Origin of the sequence: Streptomyces mangrovisoli (genome assembly GCF_000974985.2) — a bacterium.
GTDB classification, from domain to species: Bacteria; Actinomycetota; Actinomycetes; order Streptomycetales; family Streptomycetaceae; genus Streptomyces; species Streptomyces mangrovisoli.
Window position 1 is genome coordinate 1 of sequence record NZ_LAVA02000008.1, and the last position, 15,805, is coordinate 15,805.

At 74.4% G+C, this 15,805-nt stretch carries 14 protein-coding genes; 5 read left to right on the forward strand and 9 right to left on the reverse strand.

The genetic code is table 11. The features are described from left to right. Positions 1–311: 311 nt before the first annotated feature. A complete protein-coding gene (locus WN71_RS03995; protein WP_046581700.1) occupies positions 312–2,204 on the forward strand; it encodes a hypothetical protein in 1,893 nt (630 codons plus the stop codon). Between the two features lie 96 nt (positions 2,205–2,300). Here the strand turns inward: WN71_RS03995 and WN71_RS04000 are convergent, their stop codons facing one another. After that, positions 2,301–3,353, reverse strand: a complete 1,053-nt coding sequence (locus tag WN71_RS04000; protein WP_046581698.1) for a C40 family peptidase — start codon at positions 3,351–3,353, stop codon at positions 2,301–2,303. A gap of 213 nt (positions 3,354–3,566) precedes the next feature. Between WN71_RS04000 and WN71_RS04005 the strand changes: the two genes are divergently transcribed. Continuing rightward, positions 3,567–3,962, forward strand: coding sequence for a hypothetical protein (locus tag WN71_RS04005; protein ID WP_046581697.1), 396 nt, complete (start codon positions 3,567–3,569; stop codon positions 3,960–3,962). Continuing rightward, entirely contained in the window at positions 3,959–5,167 is a 1,209-nt protein-coding gene (locus WN71_RS04010) for a DUF418 domain-containing protein (RefSeq protein WP_052742878.1), read from the forward strand. The genes WN71_RS04005 and WN71_RS04010 overlap by 4 nt, the downstream gene beginning before the upstream one ends. Here WN71_RS04010 and WN71_RS04015 read toward each other — a convergent pair. From WN71_RS04015 to WN71_RS04050, 8 genes are all read right to left on the reverse strand, one after another. Beyond that, on the reverse strand, positions 5,082–6,884 hold the full coding sequence (locus tag WN71_RS04015) for a type IV secretory system conjugative DNA transfer family protein (protein ID WP_420856447.1): 1,803 nt from the start codon (positions 6,882–6,884) through the stop codon (positions 5,082–5,084). The two genes, WN71_RS04010 and WN71_RS04015, sit on opposite strands and share 86 nt — an antisense overlap. Next, positions 6,881–8,617, reverse strand: a complete 1,737-nt coding sequence (locus WN71_RS04020; RefSeq protein ID WP_046581694.1) for an ATP/GTP-binding protein — start codon at positions 8,615–8,617, stop codon at positions 6,881–6,883. Before WN71_RS04020 ends, WN71_RS04015 begins: the two co-directional genes overlap by 4 nt. Beyond that, the gene (locus WN71_RS04025; RefSeq protein ID WP_046581693.1) at positions 8,614–10,107 is read right to left on the reverse strand and encodes an SCO6880 family protein; all 1,494 of its coding nucleotides are present in this window, start codon (positions 10,105–10,107) and stop codon (positions 8,614–8,616) included. Before WN71_RS04025 ends, WN71_RS04020 begins: the two co-directional genes overlap by 4 nt. Before the next feature lie 248 nt (positions 10,108–10,355). Then, entirely contained in the window at positions 10,356–11,582 is a 1,227-nt protein-coding gene (locus WN71_RS04030) for a hypothetical protein (protein WP_046581691.1), read from the reverse strand. A 1-nt stretch (position 11,583) separates the two neighbouring features. After that, on the reverse strand, positions 11,584–12,327 hold the full coding sequence (locus WN71_RS04035; RefSeq protein ID WP_240529552.1) for a DUF8175 domain-containg protein: 744 nt from the start codon (positions 12,325–12,327) through the stop codon (positions 11,584–11,586). 23 nt (positions 12,328–12,350) lie between these two features. Further along, positions 12,351–12,659 (reverse strand): hypothetical protein, encoded by a 309-nt coding sequence (locus tag WN71_RS04040; RefSeq protein WP_046581689.1) that lies wholly within the window; start codon positions 12,657–12,659, stop codon positions 12,351–12,353. A 66-nt stretch (positions 12,660–12,725) separates the two neighbouring features. After that, positions 12,726–13,016 carry a hypothetical protein gene (locus WN71_RS04045; RefSeq protein ID WP_052742877.1) on the reverse strand — a complete coding sequence of 97 codons (291 nt, stop codon included), beginning with the start codon at positions 13,014–13,016 and terminating at the stop codon, positions 12,726–12,728. After that, a complete protein-coding gene (locus WN71_RS04050) occupies positions 13,013–13,423 on the reverse strand; it encodes a hypothetical protein (protein WP_240529553.1) in 411 nt (136 codons plus the stop codon). The genes WN71_RS04045 and WN71_RS04050 overlap by 4 nt, the downstream gene beginning before the upstream one ends. Positions 13,424–14,078: 655 nt before the next feature. Here WN71_RS04050 and WN71_RS04055 point away from each other — a divergent pair. Together WN71_RS04055 and WN71_RS41740 are read left to right on the forward strand one after the other, a co-directional pair. Next, a complete protein-coding gene (locus WN71_RS04055) occupies positions 14,079–14,957 on the forward strand; it encodes a transglycosylase SLT domain-containing protein (RefSeq protein ID WP_046581686.1) in 879 nt (292 codons plus the stop codon). A gap of 11 nt (positions 14,958–14,968) precedes the next feature. Beyond that, positions 14,969–15,745, forward strand: coding sequence for a hypothetical protein (locus WN71_RS41740; RefSeq protein ID WP_052742876.1), 777 nt, complete (start codon positions 14,969–14,971; stop codon positions 15,743–15,745). Positions 15,746–15,805: the final 60 nt, after the last annotated feature.

A 15,805-nucleotide genomic window follows, 5' to 3' on the forward strand; every position in this document is an offset into this window, starting at 1 on the left:
CCCCTGCCCGCCGCGACCCCGCCCCCCGCGAACCCCCTCGGATCGCAGGCCGAGCTCCATCGGCCGCAGACGACGGGCCAGGCCCCGCGTTCCGCGCGGAGCCCCGGCCAGGACCGGCTCCCCGCGAGGGCCCCGCAGCCGCCCGGCGGCAACCGGGGGGCTCGTCCGGCGCCCCGGCGCTAGGCCGCGGCCGGCCCCCTGCCGGGTCCCGGCGCCAGGTCCCGGCGCCACCCCGGCCAGGGGCGACGCGCCCCACAGCGCGTCGGTGGTGAAGCACCGGCGTCAACCCACGAGGCAAGGAGGAAGACCCGATGGCATGGAACGATCGAAAATTCGAACGCGATGCACAGAGGGGTCTGGACCGCATCGACCGGTGGCAGGCGGTGCTGGGCACCGACGACCGGGTCCGGGAGGCGTATCTCAACTTCGTCGACGTGATGAGGCAGGAGGGCGAATGGATCCGCGCGGGACACAATCCCGCGAACTCCGGCTGGCAGAACCGGGCCGCGTCGGTCGCCGCGCGTGCCGAACTCATGGAGGCGTTCCGGGCGGTGGACGCCCTGCGTGTCCCCGCCGACTGGGCCACGCGGAACCGCGGTGCCGATCCGGCGGACCTGGCGCAGGCCCGGCGGGACGTGGCGGCGTCGTCCGCGGAGAACACGGCCTTCTGGGTGAAGTCGACCTCGCGTCCGGCGGAACAGCTGGGTCAGTCCTTGGAACAGGGCGCCGGCGCCGGCGTGTTCGACCAGCTGACCTACGGCTTCGACTCCGCGCGCGGCCAGTGGTCGCCGTCGCTGTGGGAGCTCTGGGGCGACATGGCGCCGGAGTTCGCGCGGGGGACGCGGGGAACCCCGCAGGTCACGGTGTTCGAAGGGCTGCCGGAGAGCTGTGTCCTGCGCTCGGTGGAGTGGCCGGCGCTCAACGACCTGATCGAGCGGGGTGAGGTCGACCATCTGCACGTCAACGTGATCCGCAGGAACTCGGACACCGGCCTGCTGGAGCAGGTCGGCCACTACGACGTGCGGTCGCAGCAGGAGTTCGACCACCTGCCCGCGGTGACGCGAACCGATTCGTATGTCGCCCGTCAGCAGCGGGAGTTCGTCACCCAGAACGTCGCCCGCGCGATCGAGCGCAACCGCGCGGGCGTGCAGACCACCCTCGACAACTTCCGCCGCAGGTGGTCGAACACCGGGGAAGACGTCGAGTTCGTCCTGTCCCACCCGGACGGCCCCGGACCCGACCTCACCGAGAGCCCCGCGAACCTGTCCAGGATCCAGACCAACACGTCGGGACAGGGACAGGGGCAGGGGTCGCGGCAGGGATCCGCGTCCGGGCGCAGGGGTTCGGCGGCGTCGCTGATGTCGAGGCTGGAGGCGATCGAAGCCGAGCAGCAGCAGCGGGGGAGCGACACCGACTCCATCTTCCCGGGCCGCCGGGGCTCCAGCGTCGCCGGGACGCCGGGCCTGTCCCGGGTGGGTTCCGCCGTGGCGGGTTCCTCGACCGGGCTCGGCCACGGCGGGGGTATGCCGTCCAGTGTCGGCCAGTACATGACGGACGCCGGCCCCTACGCGCCGTCGTTCGGCGGACAGCCGCCCGTGTCGGCGTCCGGCTACTTCGACAGCACCATGGCCCCCACCACCCTGCCCCCGATCTCGGAGACCTACGCCCCGGGCATGCAGGCGCTCTCCGACGCCTTCGACTCGTTCAGCTTCCCGGCGGGTGACGGCGGAGACTACAGCCCGGGCGACGAGAGTTTCGCCGGTGGTCCTCAGGACCAGTACTTCGGCGACGGCACCCAGGACCAGTACCTCGACGACGGCCCCGGGGACGACTACGTCGACGACGGCGCCCAGGGGCAGGACTTCGCCTACCCGCCGCCGCCCGTCGCCGACACCACGAGTTTCAACCCGCCAGTCAGGACACGCACGAGCGGTTCGACCCCGAGCACCCGTTCCGCCAGGTCCTACGGTGACGAGGGCGCCGACCTGACCCGGGTCAACGCCCACACCGGCGACTCCCCGCCGCGGAGGACCTCGGACGCCCAGCAGCCGGCCGGGCCGCAGGAGTCCGCCAAGAAGGCGGGCAAGAAGGTCAACAAGAAGGATCATCCGCACCTGAACGCGTTCTTCTTCGGCGGCAACAGGAAGCCTCCGGGTGCCGGCGGCGCCGGCGCGACCACCGGCAGCGTCAAGAAGAAGCGGTAGCGGGACAGGGCCCGTTCACCCAGGCGCCCCGGCCGGACGGCACCCGTCCGGCCGGGGCGCCGCGCCGTGCGCGCACGGCCCGGAGCGCGCCACCGCTCACGCGTCCGGCCGCACCACCCCCAGGATCTCCATCGACCCCGCCGGGGACACGTACACGAACCGCCCCGGGCGTGGCGCGGAGACGATCTTGCCGTCGCCTATGTAGAGGGCGACGTGGCTGGCGTCGGAGAAGTAGATGACGAGGTCGCCGGGGCGCATCCGCGCGACCGGCACGTGCGGCAGCCGGGCCCACTGCTCCTCGGAGGTGCGGGGGATGACGACGCCCGCGTGCAGCCAGGCCTGGGAGGTGAGGCCGGAGCAGTCGAAGGAGTCGGGGCCCTCAGCGCCCCAGACGTAGGGCTTGCCCAACTGCTCCATGGCGTAGGCGATGGCCTTCCGGCCGGCCGCGCTGCCCTTGGTGCCGGCCTGGTCGAGGACGCCGGTGCCGACCCACTGCGCCTGGGACTTGTCGGCGGCCCGCTTCTCCAGCGCGGCGAGCCGCTGCCGCTCCTTCTTCCGGAGCCGCGCCTCCAGCGCGCGGGCCGCGTCGATGCGCTTCTCGATCGTGTCGCGGTTCCTGTCCATGGCGCGACGGCTGGCCCGCAGGTCCTTCAGTTCGGCGGTGGCCTCGTCGGTGCGCTCGCGCAGGTCCTTGCGGGCCGCGTCGAGGGCCTTCAGCCGCTGCTGCGTGGCCTGCTGCGCCTGCTGGGTCAACGCGGCGTCGTCCAGCGCGTGCTCGGGGTGCGGGGAGAGGGCGAACTGCACCTCGGCGGGCAGCCCGCCGCCGCGGTACTGGGCCCGTGCCGCGGCGCCGAGGAGCTGCTTCATGGACGCCTCCCGCCGTCCCGCCCGCCGTGCCCTGCCGTTCAGGGAGTCGACCTTCTTCTGCTGCGCGCGGGCCTTCTCGTCGGCGGCGTCGTACTTCTCGGTGGCGACCTCGGCCTGGTGGTACAGCGTGTCCAGCCGGGCCCGCACCCCTTCGAGGGTGGTGGGGCCCGGGTCGGGCGCCGCGAGCGCGGGCGACTGGGTCGTCGCCGTCAGGGCGCACAGCAGGGTGAGGGCCGCCGCCGTCCGGTGGCCGTGTCCGTGTGCGCGGGGGGACCGTCTCATGCCGTCCGAAGCTCCCTTCGCAGCCGACGTGGTGACGGCTTCGACCGCACAACGGGGGTGCGGCGCGCGGCGGTTCAAGCCCTCGCGGGCGGTGTGAACCGGTCTGGACCGAGGGCCGTTGTGACCTGTCGTGGCGGACCGCGCCCACTCGCCACAAGCGCCCGCGCACGACAGGGCCCGCACGACAGGGCCCGCGAACGACAAGGAGACCGGATGGAAGCCGAATTGGTGCTGCTCGCCCTGTGCACGGGGGCGGGCTCCGGCTTTCTGCTGCTCGCCGTCCGCGCGGTCCTGACGGCCGTACGGCTGTGGGCGCGCGGGCTGCGCGTGACGGGGACCGTCACCGCGCGGGCCGCGGCGGACCGGCGGCACGGCGGGCTGGTCGCCTGGTCGGATCACCTGGGGCGGGACCGGGTCCTCGATCCGGGGGCGTACGGGGCGCTGTGCGGGCTGCCGCCGATCGGCCGCACCGTCCCCGTGGTCTACGTGCGGTCGCGGCCCGCGGCGGCCCGGCTGTGGACGCTGCGGCACCTCCTTGCCCCGTCGTTCGGCTGGTTCGTGTCCTCGACCCTCGCCTTCGGCACGGCGGTCGTGGTGGTGTCGCCGTGACCCGGCCCGAGCCCGGCCGGGTCCGTGAACTCGACACGCTCCGCGGCTTCGCCCTCCTCGGCATCCTGCTGGTCAACGCCCAGATGATGGCGAGCCCGTACACCTCGCTCGGCGGCGGCCCCACCGCCTCCCCGCTCGACCGGGCGGTCGCCTGGGCGGTGACCGCGCTGGTCTCCGGCAAGTTCTACCTGCTCTTCTCCTTCCTGTTCGGCTACAGCTTCGTGCTCCAGCGGCGCTCCGCCCACCGCGTGGGCGCCGCGTTCGCGCCGCGTCATCTGCGGCGCACCCTCGGGCTGTTCGGGCTGGGGCTGCTGCACGCCGTGCTGCTCTACCCCGGCGACATCCTGATGACGTACGCGGCCCTCGCGCTGGCCCTGTACGGGCTGCGCGACCTCGCCCCGCGCACCGCCCTGCGCCTCGCGGCGACCCTGGTCCTCACCCTGTCCGTGCTGCTGCTGGGGTACGGGCTGCTGACCGTCGCCGCCACCGAGCCGGTCACCCCCGCCCGGTACGCGCCCTACGCCGCCCGCACCGTCGCCGCCTACCGCGGCGGCGTCCTGTCGGTGCTCGGCGTCCATCTGCGGGAACTGCCGGCCATGCTCCGCGCGGACCTGACGTACGCCCCCGACATGCTGGCCGCCTTCCTGACCGGGCTCGCGGCGGCGAAGACGCGGCTGGTGGAACGGCGCGGCCACGACGCCCGGTGGCTGCGCCGGGCCGCCGTACGGCTGCTGCCGGTCGGCCTGGCCGGCGGTGTGGTGACCGCCTGCTGCGCGAACGGGCCGCTGGACAGTCGCTGGTTCCTGGTCGGGCACGCCGTGGACGTGCTCACCGCGCCCGCGCTGACGGCGTCGTACGCCTGCGGGCTGCTGCTCCTGGTGCGCGGACGGGCGGCCGGAGTGCTCGCCGCGGCCGGGCGGACCGCCCTGACCCACTACCTCACCCAGTCGCTCGTCCTCGCCCTGGTCTTCACCGGGTACGGCCTCGGGCGCTACGACCGAGCAGGCACCGCCGCCGTGACGGCGGGGTGCCTGCTCCTCTACTCGCTGCAACTCGCGGTGAGTCACTTCCTGTTGTCCAGAACGCGCTACGGCCCCGCCGAACTGCTGCTGCGCACCGTCACGCTGGCGCGGCGTCCCGTTCCCAGCGGCTCCGCTTCTCCAGCCGCACACCGCCCACCGCGCGCGCCGCGGCCCGTGCCGTGATGGCCTCCGACTCCGCCTTCGCCTGCGCGGAGATGGTGTCGGCGCCGGGCTCCTTGTACCAGGGGCGCAGCCGGATCAGCGCCGGACGGACACCGGTGGCCAGCAGCAGCGCGGTGCCCTTGGGCAGGGCGCGGATCCTGTCCGGCGGCAGGATCGACTCCTGGCGGTAGGAGTACGAGCGCGAGGTGCCCTCCTTGCTGCGGGAGAGGCTGGGCGTCTTCACGTCGTGCTGGCCGACCAGGGTCGAGATCTTCTGCACGAAGTCGGCGTCGTCCAAGCCCGCGCCGAGCAGTTTGACGGTTGCCGCGCTCCACAGGGCGTCCATCCCCACCTCGCCCCACACCCGGGCGCCCTGCCGGTAACTCTGGAGCAGCGTCACGACGTTGATGCCGCGGGAGCCGAAGTGCGAGTACAGATCGGGGAGATCGGAGATCCGGCACACGTTGGCGGCTTCGTCGAGGACCGCGGTCAGCGGCGGGTCGAGACGGCCGCCCATGCGTTCGGCCGCCACCACACCGGCCCGCATCGTCGCGTCCGCGAGGCCCGCGATGACCCCGGCCGCCGAGCCGCCGCCGTCCTTGGACAGCAGGTAGAGGGTGTCCGTGCCGACCACGTGCCGGTCGGGGCGGAACTCGGGCAGGTACGGGTCGGGGGTCACCCAGGCGAGGATCTCCGGGTCGAGCAGGCAGGACACGGTCTGCCGGGCGGTCTCGTAGATGCCGTCCCTGGTCTCCACGGCGCCGCGCACCGTGCCCTGCAACTGCTCGGCCATCGCCATGAGTCCGGCGTCGCGCAGCAGGTCGACCGGGGTGCGGTCGGCGGGGTCGGCGAGCCAGCCCAGCAGGTCCGCGACCGAGGCCCCGCGACGGGCCGCGGCCAGGAACAGCGCGGTGAGGGTGTTCTGCGCGGCCGAGATCCAGAAGTCCTTCTTCGCGGCGTCGTCGTTGACGGACGCGACGAAGTGCCCGGCCAGCCGGCGGGCGCCCTCGATGGTCTCGCAGTCGCCCAGCAGGTTCCACCACATGGCGCGCTCGGTGTGGGCGATGCCCTGCGGGTCGAACGTCCACACCCGGCCCGCCTTCGCCCGCTCGGCGCGGGTCACGGCGTACACGTCGGACTTGTTGGAGGTGAGCAGGACGGCACCCTGGGCGCGCAGCACGCGCGGCACCGCGATGCCGGTGGACTTGCCGGCCCGCGGCGCCATCAGGTCGAGTTCGACGTCCTCGTGGCTGCTGCGCAGCTCGGGCCCCTTGGGGTCGAGGTCGCCGAGCAGGTTGCCGGTCTCGTCCGGATGGAGCCGCTCCCGTCCCTCGAGGCTCGGCCGCAGTTCGCGGGCGCGGGCCTCGATGCCCTTGGGGCACATGCCCGCCAGCTCCCGCCGCCCGGCCAAGCCCTTGGTGCGGCCCGCGCGCTCCACGAGCAGCCGTACGACGAGTGCCGCGGGCAGCGCGATCACGGCGAGGAGCGCGATCATCCCGCCGTAGACCGCGGCCGCCGGGGTGCCCGGCCAGACGGCACCGGGCCCCTCCCCGGTCAGCCGCGTGGCCGTGGACAGCGCGAACGGCGGGGTGTGCCAGCCGTGGCCGCTGACCCCGGCGCCGAGGGTGCCGCCGGCCCAGCCGACGGTGAACACGGCGAGGGAGGCCCCCGCGAGGGCCGCGATCGCCCAGGGCGCGAGGTCGTGCACACCACCGGTCGAGGGGGATCTGCCCGTCACGCGGTCCACCTCCCGGGCAGCGCCTCGGGCCCCGCCTGGGCGGTGCGCGCCACCTGCGCGGCGGCACGCGCGACGGACTGCTCGACGGCGCTCTCGTCGGGCGTCCAGCGGGTGTTGGTGTTGTGCAGTTCGCGCTCGGCGTCGGTGATGGCCACCTTGATGGGGATGCCGGGCCGGCCGCCGACCTTGATGAGGAAGCGGCCCCGGCCCGGCGGTTCCTCGTGCTCGCCGGTGACGCCCCAGCCGGGCGGCGACGACCACGACGACACCAGCTCGATCTCGCGCCGGGACAGGCCCACCACCTTGCCCAGCTCCTCCATCTCGGCCTTCGGCAGCCCCGCGCACACCACCATCCCGGCCCGCTCGACGAAGCCGCGGGCCTTGGCCCGGTCGGAGTCGGTGCCGAGCGCCTCGGCGTCCTTCAGGGTGTGGGTGATCTTGGCGTCGCCGAGGCCGAGCGAGCGGTTGAGGCGGGTGAGCGCGTCGATCCGGTCGACGATGCCGGAGGCCGCCCGCAGCGGGCGCCACAGCTCGTCCAGCACGGTGAAGAACCACCGCCGGGGCGCGAGGCCGGCGTCCGCGAGGGCGTGCGAGGCGGCCACCGTGCCGAGCCCGTCGGACCAGGCGGCGAGCATCGCGGCGGCGGTCAGCTGGGTGTCGGCCTCGCCGATGCCGGAGATGTCGATGCACACGGCGGGCGCGTCCGGGTCGATGCGGGTCGAGGTCTCGGAGGCGAAGGTGCCGCCGAGCGGGCCGTCGAGGATGCCGAGCAGGGAGCGGTGCAGCGGGTCGACCGCGTCCCGGTAGCGGGTGTCGTCCCCGCGGTCCAGGGTGACCGCGCGCACCCGGTCGGGGCCCTCGGTGAGCACCCGCAGCAGGTCGGGCAGGAGCGCCGGCCGGCCCGGGACGGAGCGTTCGCGCAGGTGGTGCAGGACCGCGGAGAGCACGGACTGCTCGTGGTCGTCCATCGGCCGGCCGCGCACGATGGTCACCAGCGCGGCCACCATGTTCAGCACCCGGCCGTGCGTCTCGGCCTTGAGGACCTCGCCCGCCTCGCCACCGATCCGTACCGCCGCCGCGCCCATCGCGCCCGGGTCCAGCACGTTGATGCCGCCCCGGCCGCGCCCGATGGAGATCACCTGGCCGCCGAGGGCGCGCACGGTGTCGGCGTAGTCGGGCTTGAGGTCGCCGAGGACCAGGGGGACGACGCCGGTCGCGCTCAGCCCGATCAGCATCCGGTTGACGAGGGTGGACTTGCCGAGGCCCGGCATCCCGAGCATGAACAGGGACGGGTTGGAGATGTAGCGGGCGCGGGTGAACCAGTTCAGCGGGTCGCCGCAGACGGTGGCGCCGGTGAACAGGTGCTGCCCGAGTGGCACTCCGGTCATCGGCGAGCCCGAACCGGCGGTGAACGGCCACATGCCGCACGCCTGCACGGTGGTGGCCCGCCACATGGTCGGCGGATCCATGTAGCCGACACGGCCGCCACCGGGGCCGTACCAGCCGCGGGGCGGGACGTAGAGCTCCTTCCTGGGCCGGGACGGCTTCTCCTTCCGGGCGGCGGACCTCCCCTCGGCCCCCTTCTCGGACTTCCCCGCACCGGACCCGGCCGTCGTCCCCGTCCACGACGGATCGAACGCGGCCGGCCGCCCGTCGGACCCCGCCCGCCAGGCCGCCTCCTCGGCGAGCCGGTCCGCGCGTTCGGCCCTCTTCTCCTCGCTCCGGCGGCTCACAGCGCCTCCTGAAGTTCGTGCGGGATCAGGGTCTGCTCCCACGGGAGGATCCCCGCGGGCAGCGTGCAGGTGAACGCGGCCGCCTGCATCCGGTCCGCGGGCCGCATCAGGACCCGCGAGGCCGCGGTCAGATTCCGTACGGCGACGGTGGCGTCGGCCAGTTGACTCATGTCGTCGACGGTGACCGTGACCATCAGCGAGAACTCCACGAGACCTGCGCCCGAGGCCTCCTCCACCGCGGTCTGCTCGGCCGCGCGCATCTCGGATGCGGCCCGCGCCTGCACCATGCCGCGCCCCGAGGTCGCCATGAACTGCGCGGCGCGCCGGTCCGCCTCGACGATCCGCGCGGAGGTGGCCGGGTCGATGGGCCGGTAGACCAGCGCCACCCGCTTGCGCCGGGTGCCCGGGGTCACCTCCAGCAGGCCCCGAAGCACCGAGGACCGGACGGTGCCGCGCGGCGCCAGGGTGAGCAGCCAGGTCCGGGAGACCCCGGAGTCGTGCTGGTAGCTGCCGACGGTCTCCACGGCGGCGGCCGGTCCGGCGTCCTCCCACTCCAGGCCCGTACCGCCGTACTGGGCGCGGGCGTCGAGGACGTCGGCGGCGACCGCGGGGTCGTAGGCGACCCGGACGACCTCGGCGATCCGCTCGGCGGAGAGCGGGTAGGCGGCCCCGCCGCCCGCCGCGATCAGCCCGCTGAGCAGGCCCGGGATGCGGATCGCGAGGTCGGTGATGACGTCCTCCTTGCGGCGCTTCTGGCCCGGCGGCATCCCGTAGGTGAGGGTGACGTAGGTGTGCATCTCCGAGGAGGCGGTCGGATAGCGCTCGACGACCTCCTCCATCACCGCGCGGGCGGCGGGCGGCGCGTCCGGGCGGATGCGGGGCAGCACCTCGTGGGCGAGGGCGGTGCCGGGGTCGGGGGCGGTCTCCACGATCAACGAGGCGCCGCGCAGGCCGGGTTCGTGCGCCAGCCGGGCCAGCCACTCGCCCCACAGCGCCACCCACACGTCGACCTGGTCGGGGTCGACCAGGGAGCCGCCGTCGGGGTCGCAGCCCAGCACGATCGTGTACAGGTTGCGGGCCGGGTGGTGCAGGACGCCGAAGGGCCGGTCGTAGGCGTCGCGGCCCTCGATGGCCGTGACCTTGTTGAGCAGGCCCGGCGGCCGGAACCGGCCGCCGGGCCGGGCGGACAGCGGCCCCGAGACGTACAGGTGCGCGCCCTTGGCCTTCCGGTTGCGCCAGCCGATGCGCAGGGCGAGCAACTGGTAGACGTTGCGGCCGTCCTGGGTGCGGATCGCGAGCGGGGTCAGCGCCACGACGACCGGGACGAACACGACCAGCGCCGCGTACAGCGAGATCAGCGACGCGAGCAGGGTGACGACGAGCCCGCCGAACACACCGAACGTTCCGACGAGCCCGAGCGGCCCGAGCCCCGGCCGCCGTGGCCGGCGCCAGTTTCCGTAGGTGGGACGGGTGACGGCTTCCGTGGACATGGGGGTCCGGATTCCCTTCCTGAGACGGCGGTTGTACTGCTTGACGTGCCGGTCGTACGGCCTGGGGCGGCGGTTGTACGGAGCCGGGACGGGGTTTCCCGGGGAAGTGGGGAGGGCCGCCGGACTCCGCGGGGGGAGCGGGAATCCGGCGGCCCGTCCAGGGGGCGGCGAGGAGCACCCTCAGGCCCCTCGCCGCCCGGTCACGGGGCGGCGGTGCGCGCGGGCACCGCGCCGCCCGGTCGTGGGGGTCAGCGGTGCGAGCCGCCGCTGCTCGGGTTGTGGCCCTGGTCGCCGTCGGCGCCGTCCAGGGAGCCCGAGGCGGCCCTGCCGAGCACCTGGGCGGCGGTCACCGCCGCGGCGACCGCCGCGCCGGCCGGTCCGCCGGCCGCTGCCGCCGCCCGTCCGGCCCCGGCACCCGCTCCGGCACCCGCGCCCCTCGCGCCTCCCGACGCGGCCCCGCTGGAGCCGCCGGAGCCGTTCGCCCCCGCCGACCCGGAGCCGCCGGACGCGCCGCTCGGCCCCGGCCTGCCGCCGGACCCCGACCCGCCGCCGCTGCCTCCGCCGCTGCCTCCGCCGAGCGACCGGGCGCCGGTGGCGAGGGCGCCGCCCACGGCCTGCGCCCCGCTGCCGTACGCGGACGCACCGCCGAGCGCGGCGGTCGCGGGCACCACGAGCTTCAGCAGCGCGGGCAGCGCCACCGCGGACAGCAGCATCACGCCGATACCGGCGATGCGTTCGTTGACCGCGTTGCCGCCGTACTTGCTGTCACCGCTCGACGTGATCATCTCCGAGCCCGCGTACAGCACCAGACCGGCCGCCGGCTTGTACAGCAGCCAGGCGATCATCCAGCCGATGTGCTTGCGCCACCAGCCGCCGCCCCAGTCGGTCATCGACGCGGCCGCCGCCAGCGGCAGGGTGCCGAGCAGCAGGATCATCACGCCGAGCCGGATGTACATGAGGATCGTCTGGATGATGCCGCCGATCAGCAGCAGGAAGGCGAGGACCAGCAGCAGGAAGTGGTCGATGTCGGAGCCGCTCGAACAGACGCCGACGTTGTTCAGCACGTTGGTGGCGCCCGCGTTGAACAGGTACGTGGAGTAGTCGTCGGCGACGGCGGCGGCCGCCGTGACGACGGTCGCCGCCCCGCCCGAGACCAGGACGACCCGCAGGATGCCCTTCAGGGCGGTGACGCCGGCGTTGCTGCGCCGCTCGACGGCCATGCGCGCCGCGGCGAAAAGCAGCGAGCCGACCGCGAGATAGACCACCAGCCACTGCGTCTGGCTGCCGACGTTCTTCGCCGTGGCGGTGCCGGTCAGGGTCGGGACCGACGTGGTCAGGGCCCCGAACACCGCGATGGCGCCCGCGAGGATGGTGTTCGCGATCAGTTCGACGATGGTGCCGATCGGGTCGCCCAGGAAGTCGAAGAAGCCCTTCACCAGGTCGAGGACCGGGCTTCCGGTGGAACCGCAGGCCATCTCAAGCCCCCCACAGGACATAGCCGGACGGGTTGCCCTGGACCGCCGTCACCGGGGTGTGCAGGGAACCCTCGCTGTCGGGACGGACCTTCCAGTCACCGCCGGTCCAGTCGAGGACGATGGTGGTCTCCGCGTAGCCCTGCCCGGTCCGGATCAGCAGGCTGACATCGGCCGCGCGGCTCGTGTACGACGTCACCGCGAAGCCCGCGTACGAGCCGACGGACGTGCCGGCGCTCTGCTGGGCGTTGTCGACGTTCTGGACGGTCGCGCGCTGGAACTCGAACAGGTCGCGTCCGTGCCCGGCCACCACCTGCTGCCGGCTGACGGTCTTCCAGTGCGACCCGCTCATCTGGGAGGGGATCACGGTGGCCGCCAGCGCGGCCCCGAGGGCCGTGTGCGCGTAGCACCAGCGCACGGGACCGGTGGTCCTGGTCGGCCCCGCCGACGCGGAGACCGGTATCCGGGTGACACCCAGCGTCCGCCAGGTGAGGTCCTTCGGCGCGGACGTGGGCAGCGCGCCGCCGGCGGCGTCGTCGGTGCGGCAGCCCGCGGGCCGGCCGTCCGGCCCCACGGAGCTGACGGTCAGCGGGCCGTCGGCGGCCGTCGTGGCCGTGCCGCCGTGATCGGTCGTCAGCGCGACGAACCCGCCCACGAGCACCACGGCGCCGAGGAACCCCGCCGACAGCTGCCAGTTGCGCTGTTTCCAGTACGGCCCGGACTCCTCGGTCCGTCGCTGCCTTCGCATGAGCATCTCGACCGTCCGCCGGCTCACGCGAAGACGAAGCTGACCAGCGGACCGGCGGTCGCGACCAGCACGCAGCCGCCGAGCACCATGCCGAGCCGGCTCATGTGCTCCGAGCTCTCGCCGCGCTTGAGGGAGACGGCCATCATCGCGCCGGTGACCAGCACGCCGAGCACGCCGGCCGCGGTGCCCGCCCAGGCGACGATGCCGAGGACGGTGTCGACCTTGCCGGTCAGCTCGTCCGGTGCGTCGCTCACGGGCTGGGGGACGTTGGCCCCGCCGGTGGGGGCGGCCGCGGCGAGGATGTTGTGGGCTTCGAACAGCAATGAGGACATGGGGATCTCCGTGGATTCGGTGCCCCGCGTGGGCGGGAGTGAGGAGGGTCGGTGGGGGCGCTCGGTCTACGGCGGCCCGCCGAGCAGGGACAGATCGCCGAGGAACGACACGAGCGGTCCCGCCGTCGTGGCGACCAGGCAGGCCAGGGCGACGAAGAAGATGCCGCGGAAGTGCGCGCCGCCCTCGCCCGGTTCGCCGCGGTTGAGCTGGACGGCCATGTTGATGCCGACGACCAGCAGTCCGAAGACACCGCCCGCCGAGGCGCACCAGGCGAGGGTGTTGATGATCGTGTGCGCGCCCTCGGGCGGGGTGTAGGTGTCGGCCAGGAGCCGGAGGCCGGACAGGGGAGTGGTCATGACCCGGCCCCCGTGTGCCGCTCGGTGCCGACCAGTTCGGCGAGCCGGTCGAGCTGGCGGGGCAGCGTCTTCGGGGTGGTGCCGGTGCGCCAGGCCGGTATCCACGGCACCCGACGCACCGGCGCGGCCGACCGCAGCACGCGGATGCGGCGCAGCAGGGCGAGCGGCAGCCGGCCGGGGGCGTCGGCGACGAGGACCACGGCGAGCAGGTCGAGTCCCTGCGGGGCGCGGCCGTCGTGCAGCGCGCCGAGCGCCTGGGACACGGAGCGCAGTCCGCGGGCGCTGGTCCGCCCGACGAGCACGACCCGCCGCGGCTCGCCCCGCGCCGGGTCCGGCCAGCGGACCCCGACGTCCGTGCCGCCGAGCACCTCGACCAGCGAGGTGACCCCGGCGCCGCCGTGTGCCATGACCCAGCCGACCTCGTCCCGCGACCGGCCCCGCACCGGCCCGGTCCGGCGCGGCTCGCCCCAGCCCGGTCCGGGCGCGGGGGCGGCGGACAGCCGGCTCCGGGACTGCGGGGCGGAGCGCCGGGGGGTGGTCCGGGCGGGAGCGGGAGCGGGCGCCGGGGCCGCAGCCGCTGCCGGTGCCGGTGCCGGTGCCGCGACCGCGGTCTGCGGTGCTGCCGGTGCTGCGACCGCCGTGTGCGGAGCCGCCGGGGTGGCGACCGCCGTCCGCGGAGCTGCGGGTGCCGGTGCAGGTGCCGCGACCGCGGACCCTGGTGCCGCTGCCGGACCCGCTGCCGGGCTCGCCGCCGGTGCCGGGTCTTGGGCCGAGCCCGGGTTCGGGGCGGTGGCCGGGGTCTCGGCAGGTGCCGGCGCGGTCCCGGGGGGTTTCGGCCCCCGCTCCCAGCCCCCCGTCCGGCCCGACGGCGTCACCGAAGGCGTTCCCATGGCCGCCCCGCCCCCCTCTTGCCTCGAATGTCCGCTGCTCTGACTCAATTTGGTTTCCACTGATTTGAACTAGTTCGTTCCAGGACCCGTTTCGATCTCCCGAGCCCGTCGGACAGCACAACGGGCCGTCCCGGCACGGCGGTTCAAGGTGAGGGGAAGAAGGCGGACACCCATGGGCGTGGATCTGGGAGAGAAGGGCGGCGGACCCTCGCGGGCACCGGCCCAGCAGGACGACGGGGGCGGCTCGAAGGCGGTCAGGAACACAGCGGTCGCCGCCGGCGGCGCCGGCTGCCTGCTCTTCCCGCTCGGCCTGGCCGGCGGGACCGTCATCGTCATCGTCTTCTGCGGGTTCGGCGTGCTGCTGGCCCCGCTCATCGCGATCTACCTGCTCTTCCACAGCATCTTCGGCGGCGGCGGGGGCGGCGGCGACATCCCGGGCCCGAGCGACGCCAGTTCGGTGCTGGCGGTGTTCCAGGGCGACGGGCAGGGCGACCTCGACACCTCGACGGTCCCCGAGGACCTGGTGGACCCGATCCAGAAGGCCGGCGCGATCTGCAGCGCCGTCGGCCCGATCGTGATCGCGTCCCAGATCGAGAAGGCGTCCGGCTTCAACGCCTCCCTGGTCGGCGCCGACGGCCGGCAGGGCATCTCGCAACTGCTGCCCGACGTCTTCACGCAGTACGGCAAGGACGACGACGGCAACGGCAAGACCTCCGCGCTCGACGCGAAGGACTCGATCATGGCCCAGGGCCGCTACCTCTGCGATCTGGCGGGCCAGGCGCAGCAGATGATCGACGCCAACGAGGCCACGGGCAGCGTCCTGGACCTCGCCCTGGCCGCTTACGACGTCGGGATGGACGCCGTCCGCGCGGCCAAGGGCGTGCCGAAGACGGCCGAGGCACAGGGCTATGTCGCCGCCGTCCGCGCCCAGTTCGCCAAGTACGCGGGGGTCGCGGCCATTCCGTCGGGCACCGCCACGCCCACCGGTATCCAGACCTCCCTGCCCACCGCCGTACCCACCGAGTCCCTCTCCCCGACCCCCACCCCATGAGGAGGACCGCCATGACCCGCTACGAGGTGCTCATCTCCGACGAGGGATCCGCCGCGATCGACGGCTCGCCCCTCGTCCCCGCGACGGGCCAGTCCGTGCACGAGGCGGTGCTGGACCAGCTCCAGCGGTACGCCGTCGCACGGGACGAGACGGTCGAGGCGACGGTGAACGAGGGCCCCGAGACGGGCCACTTCGTCCTGGAGGTGTCCCCGGACGGCTCCAGCCGCGTCCTTCCCACGACGTCCACGACGACGGCCGTCGCCACCGCCGTGGCCCGCGCCACCGCCGCTGCCCGCGCCGCCACCGCCCCCCTCGCGGTCCCGCAGACACCCCCCGTGGTCCTCCCCTCCGAACTGGCCGCGCGGATCGGCCGTATCAACGAACTCGCGGTCGCCGGCCTGCTCGACGAGGCGCACGCGCTCGCGACCGAGCTGCGCGAGAGCCTGACCGACGAGGCCGGCGCCGACGATCCGCACGCCGTGGAGGCGCGGGCCGTGGAGGCGTACATCGCGCACCTGCGCGGCGACCACCGGGAGGCCGTGGTGCTGGCCCTGGCCGTGGCCCGGATCCGGTGCCGAGCCGGGGACCGGCGGGCGGCGGAGGAGGTGGCACGGGCGGCGGCCGCCTGGCAGTGGCTCGACGACGACCGCGCGGCCGCCGTGCACGGGCGCGAACTGCTGCACATGTGGGACCAGTTGGACGGGCGCGGCGCGCTGCCGCCGGTCCACGGCGAGCTCGCCGGGCGGGTCCGCAGGCGGGTCGACGAACTGGAGGCGGTCCACGTCTGACCTGTCCCCGACCTGGAGGCGGTCCACGTCCGACCTGTCCCCGCACGCGGCACGGCCTGC

Excerpts from the sequence above, each read along its gene's own strand:
- WN71_RS04025 (WP_046581693.1), bottom strand. The coding sequence starts at position 10,107 with ATGTCCACGGAAGCCGTCACCCGTCCCACCTACGGAAACTGGCGCCGG.
- WN71_RS04030 (WP_046581691.1), bottom strand. The coding sequence starts at position 11,582 with ATGGCCTGCGGTTCCACCGGAAGCCCGGTCCTCGACCTGGTGAAGGGC.
- WN71_RS04000 (WP_046581698.1), bottom strand. The coding sequence starts at position 3,353 with ATGAGACGGTCCCCCCGCGCACACGGACACGGCCACCGGACGGCGGCG.
- WN71_RS04035 (WP_240529552.1), bottom strand. The coding sequence starts at position 12,327 with ATGCGAAGGCAGCGACGGACCGAGGAGTCCGGGCCGTACTGGAAACAG.
- WN71_RS04045 (WP_052742877.1), bottom strand. The coding sequence starts at position 13,016 with ATGACCACTCCCCTGTCCGGCCTCCGGCTCCTGGCCGACACCTACACC.
- WN71_RS04055 (WP_046581686.1), top strand. The coding sequence starts at position 14,079 with ATGGGCGTGGATCTGGGAGAGAAGGGCGGCGGACCCTCGCGGGCACCG.
- WN71_RS04005 (WP_046581697.1), top strand. The coding sequence starts at position 3,567 with ATGGAAGCCGAATTGGTGCTGCTCGCCCTGTGCACGGGGGCGGGCTCC.
- WN71_RS04040 (WP_046581689.1), bottom strand. The coding sequence starts at position 12,659 with ATGTCCTCATTGCTGTTCGAAGCCCACAACATCCTCGCCGCGGCCGCC.
- WN71_RS41740 (WP_052742876.1), top strand. The coding sequence starts at position 14,969 with ATGACCCGCTACGAGGTGCTCATCTCCGACGAGGGATCCGCCGCGATC.
- WN71_RS03995 (WP_046581700.1), top strand. The coding sequence starts at position 312 with ATGGCATGGAACGATCGAAAATTCGAACGCGATGCACAGAGGGGTCTG.
- WN71_RS04050 (WP_240529553.1), bottom strand. The coding sequence starts at position 13,423 with ATGGCACACGGCGGCGCCGGGGTCACCTCGCTGGTCGAGGTGCTCGGC.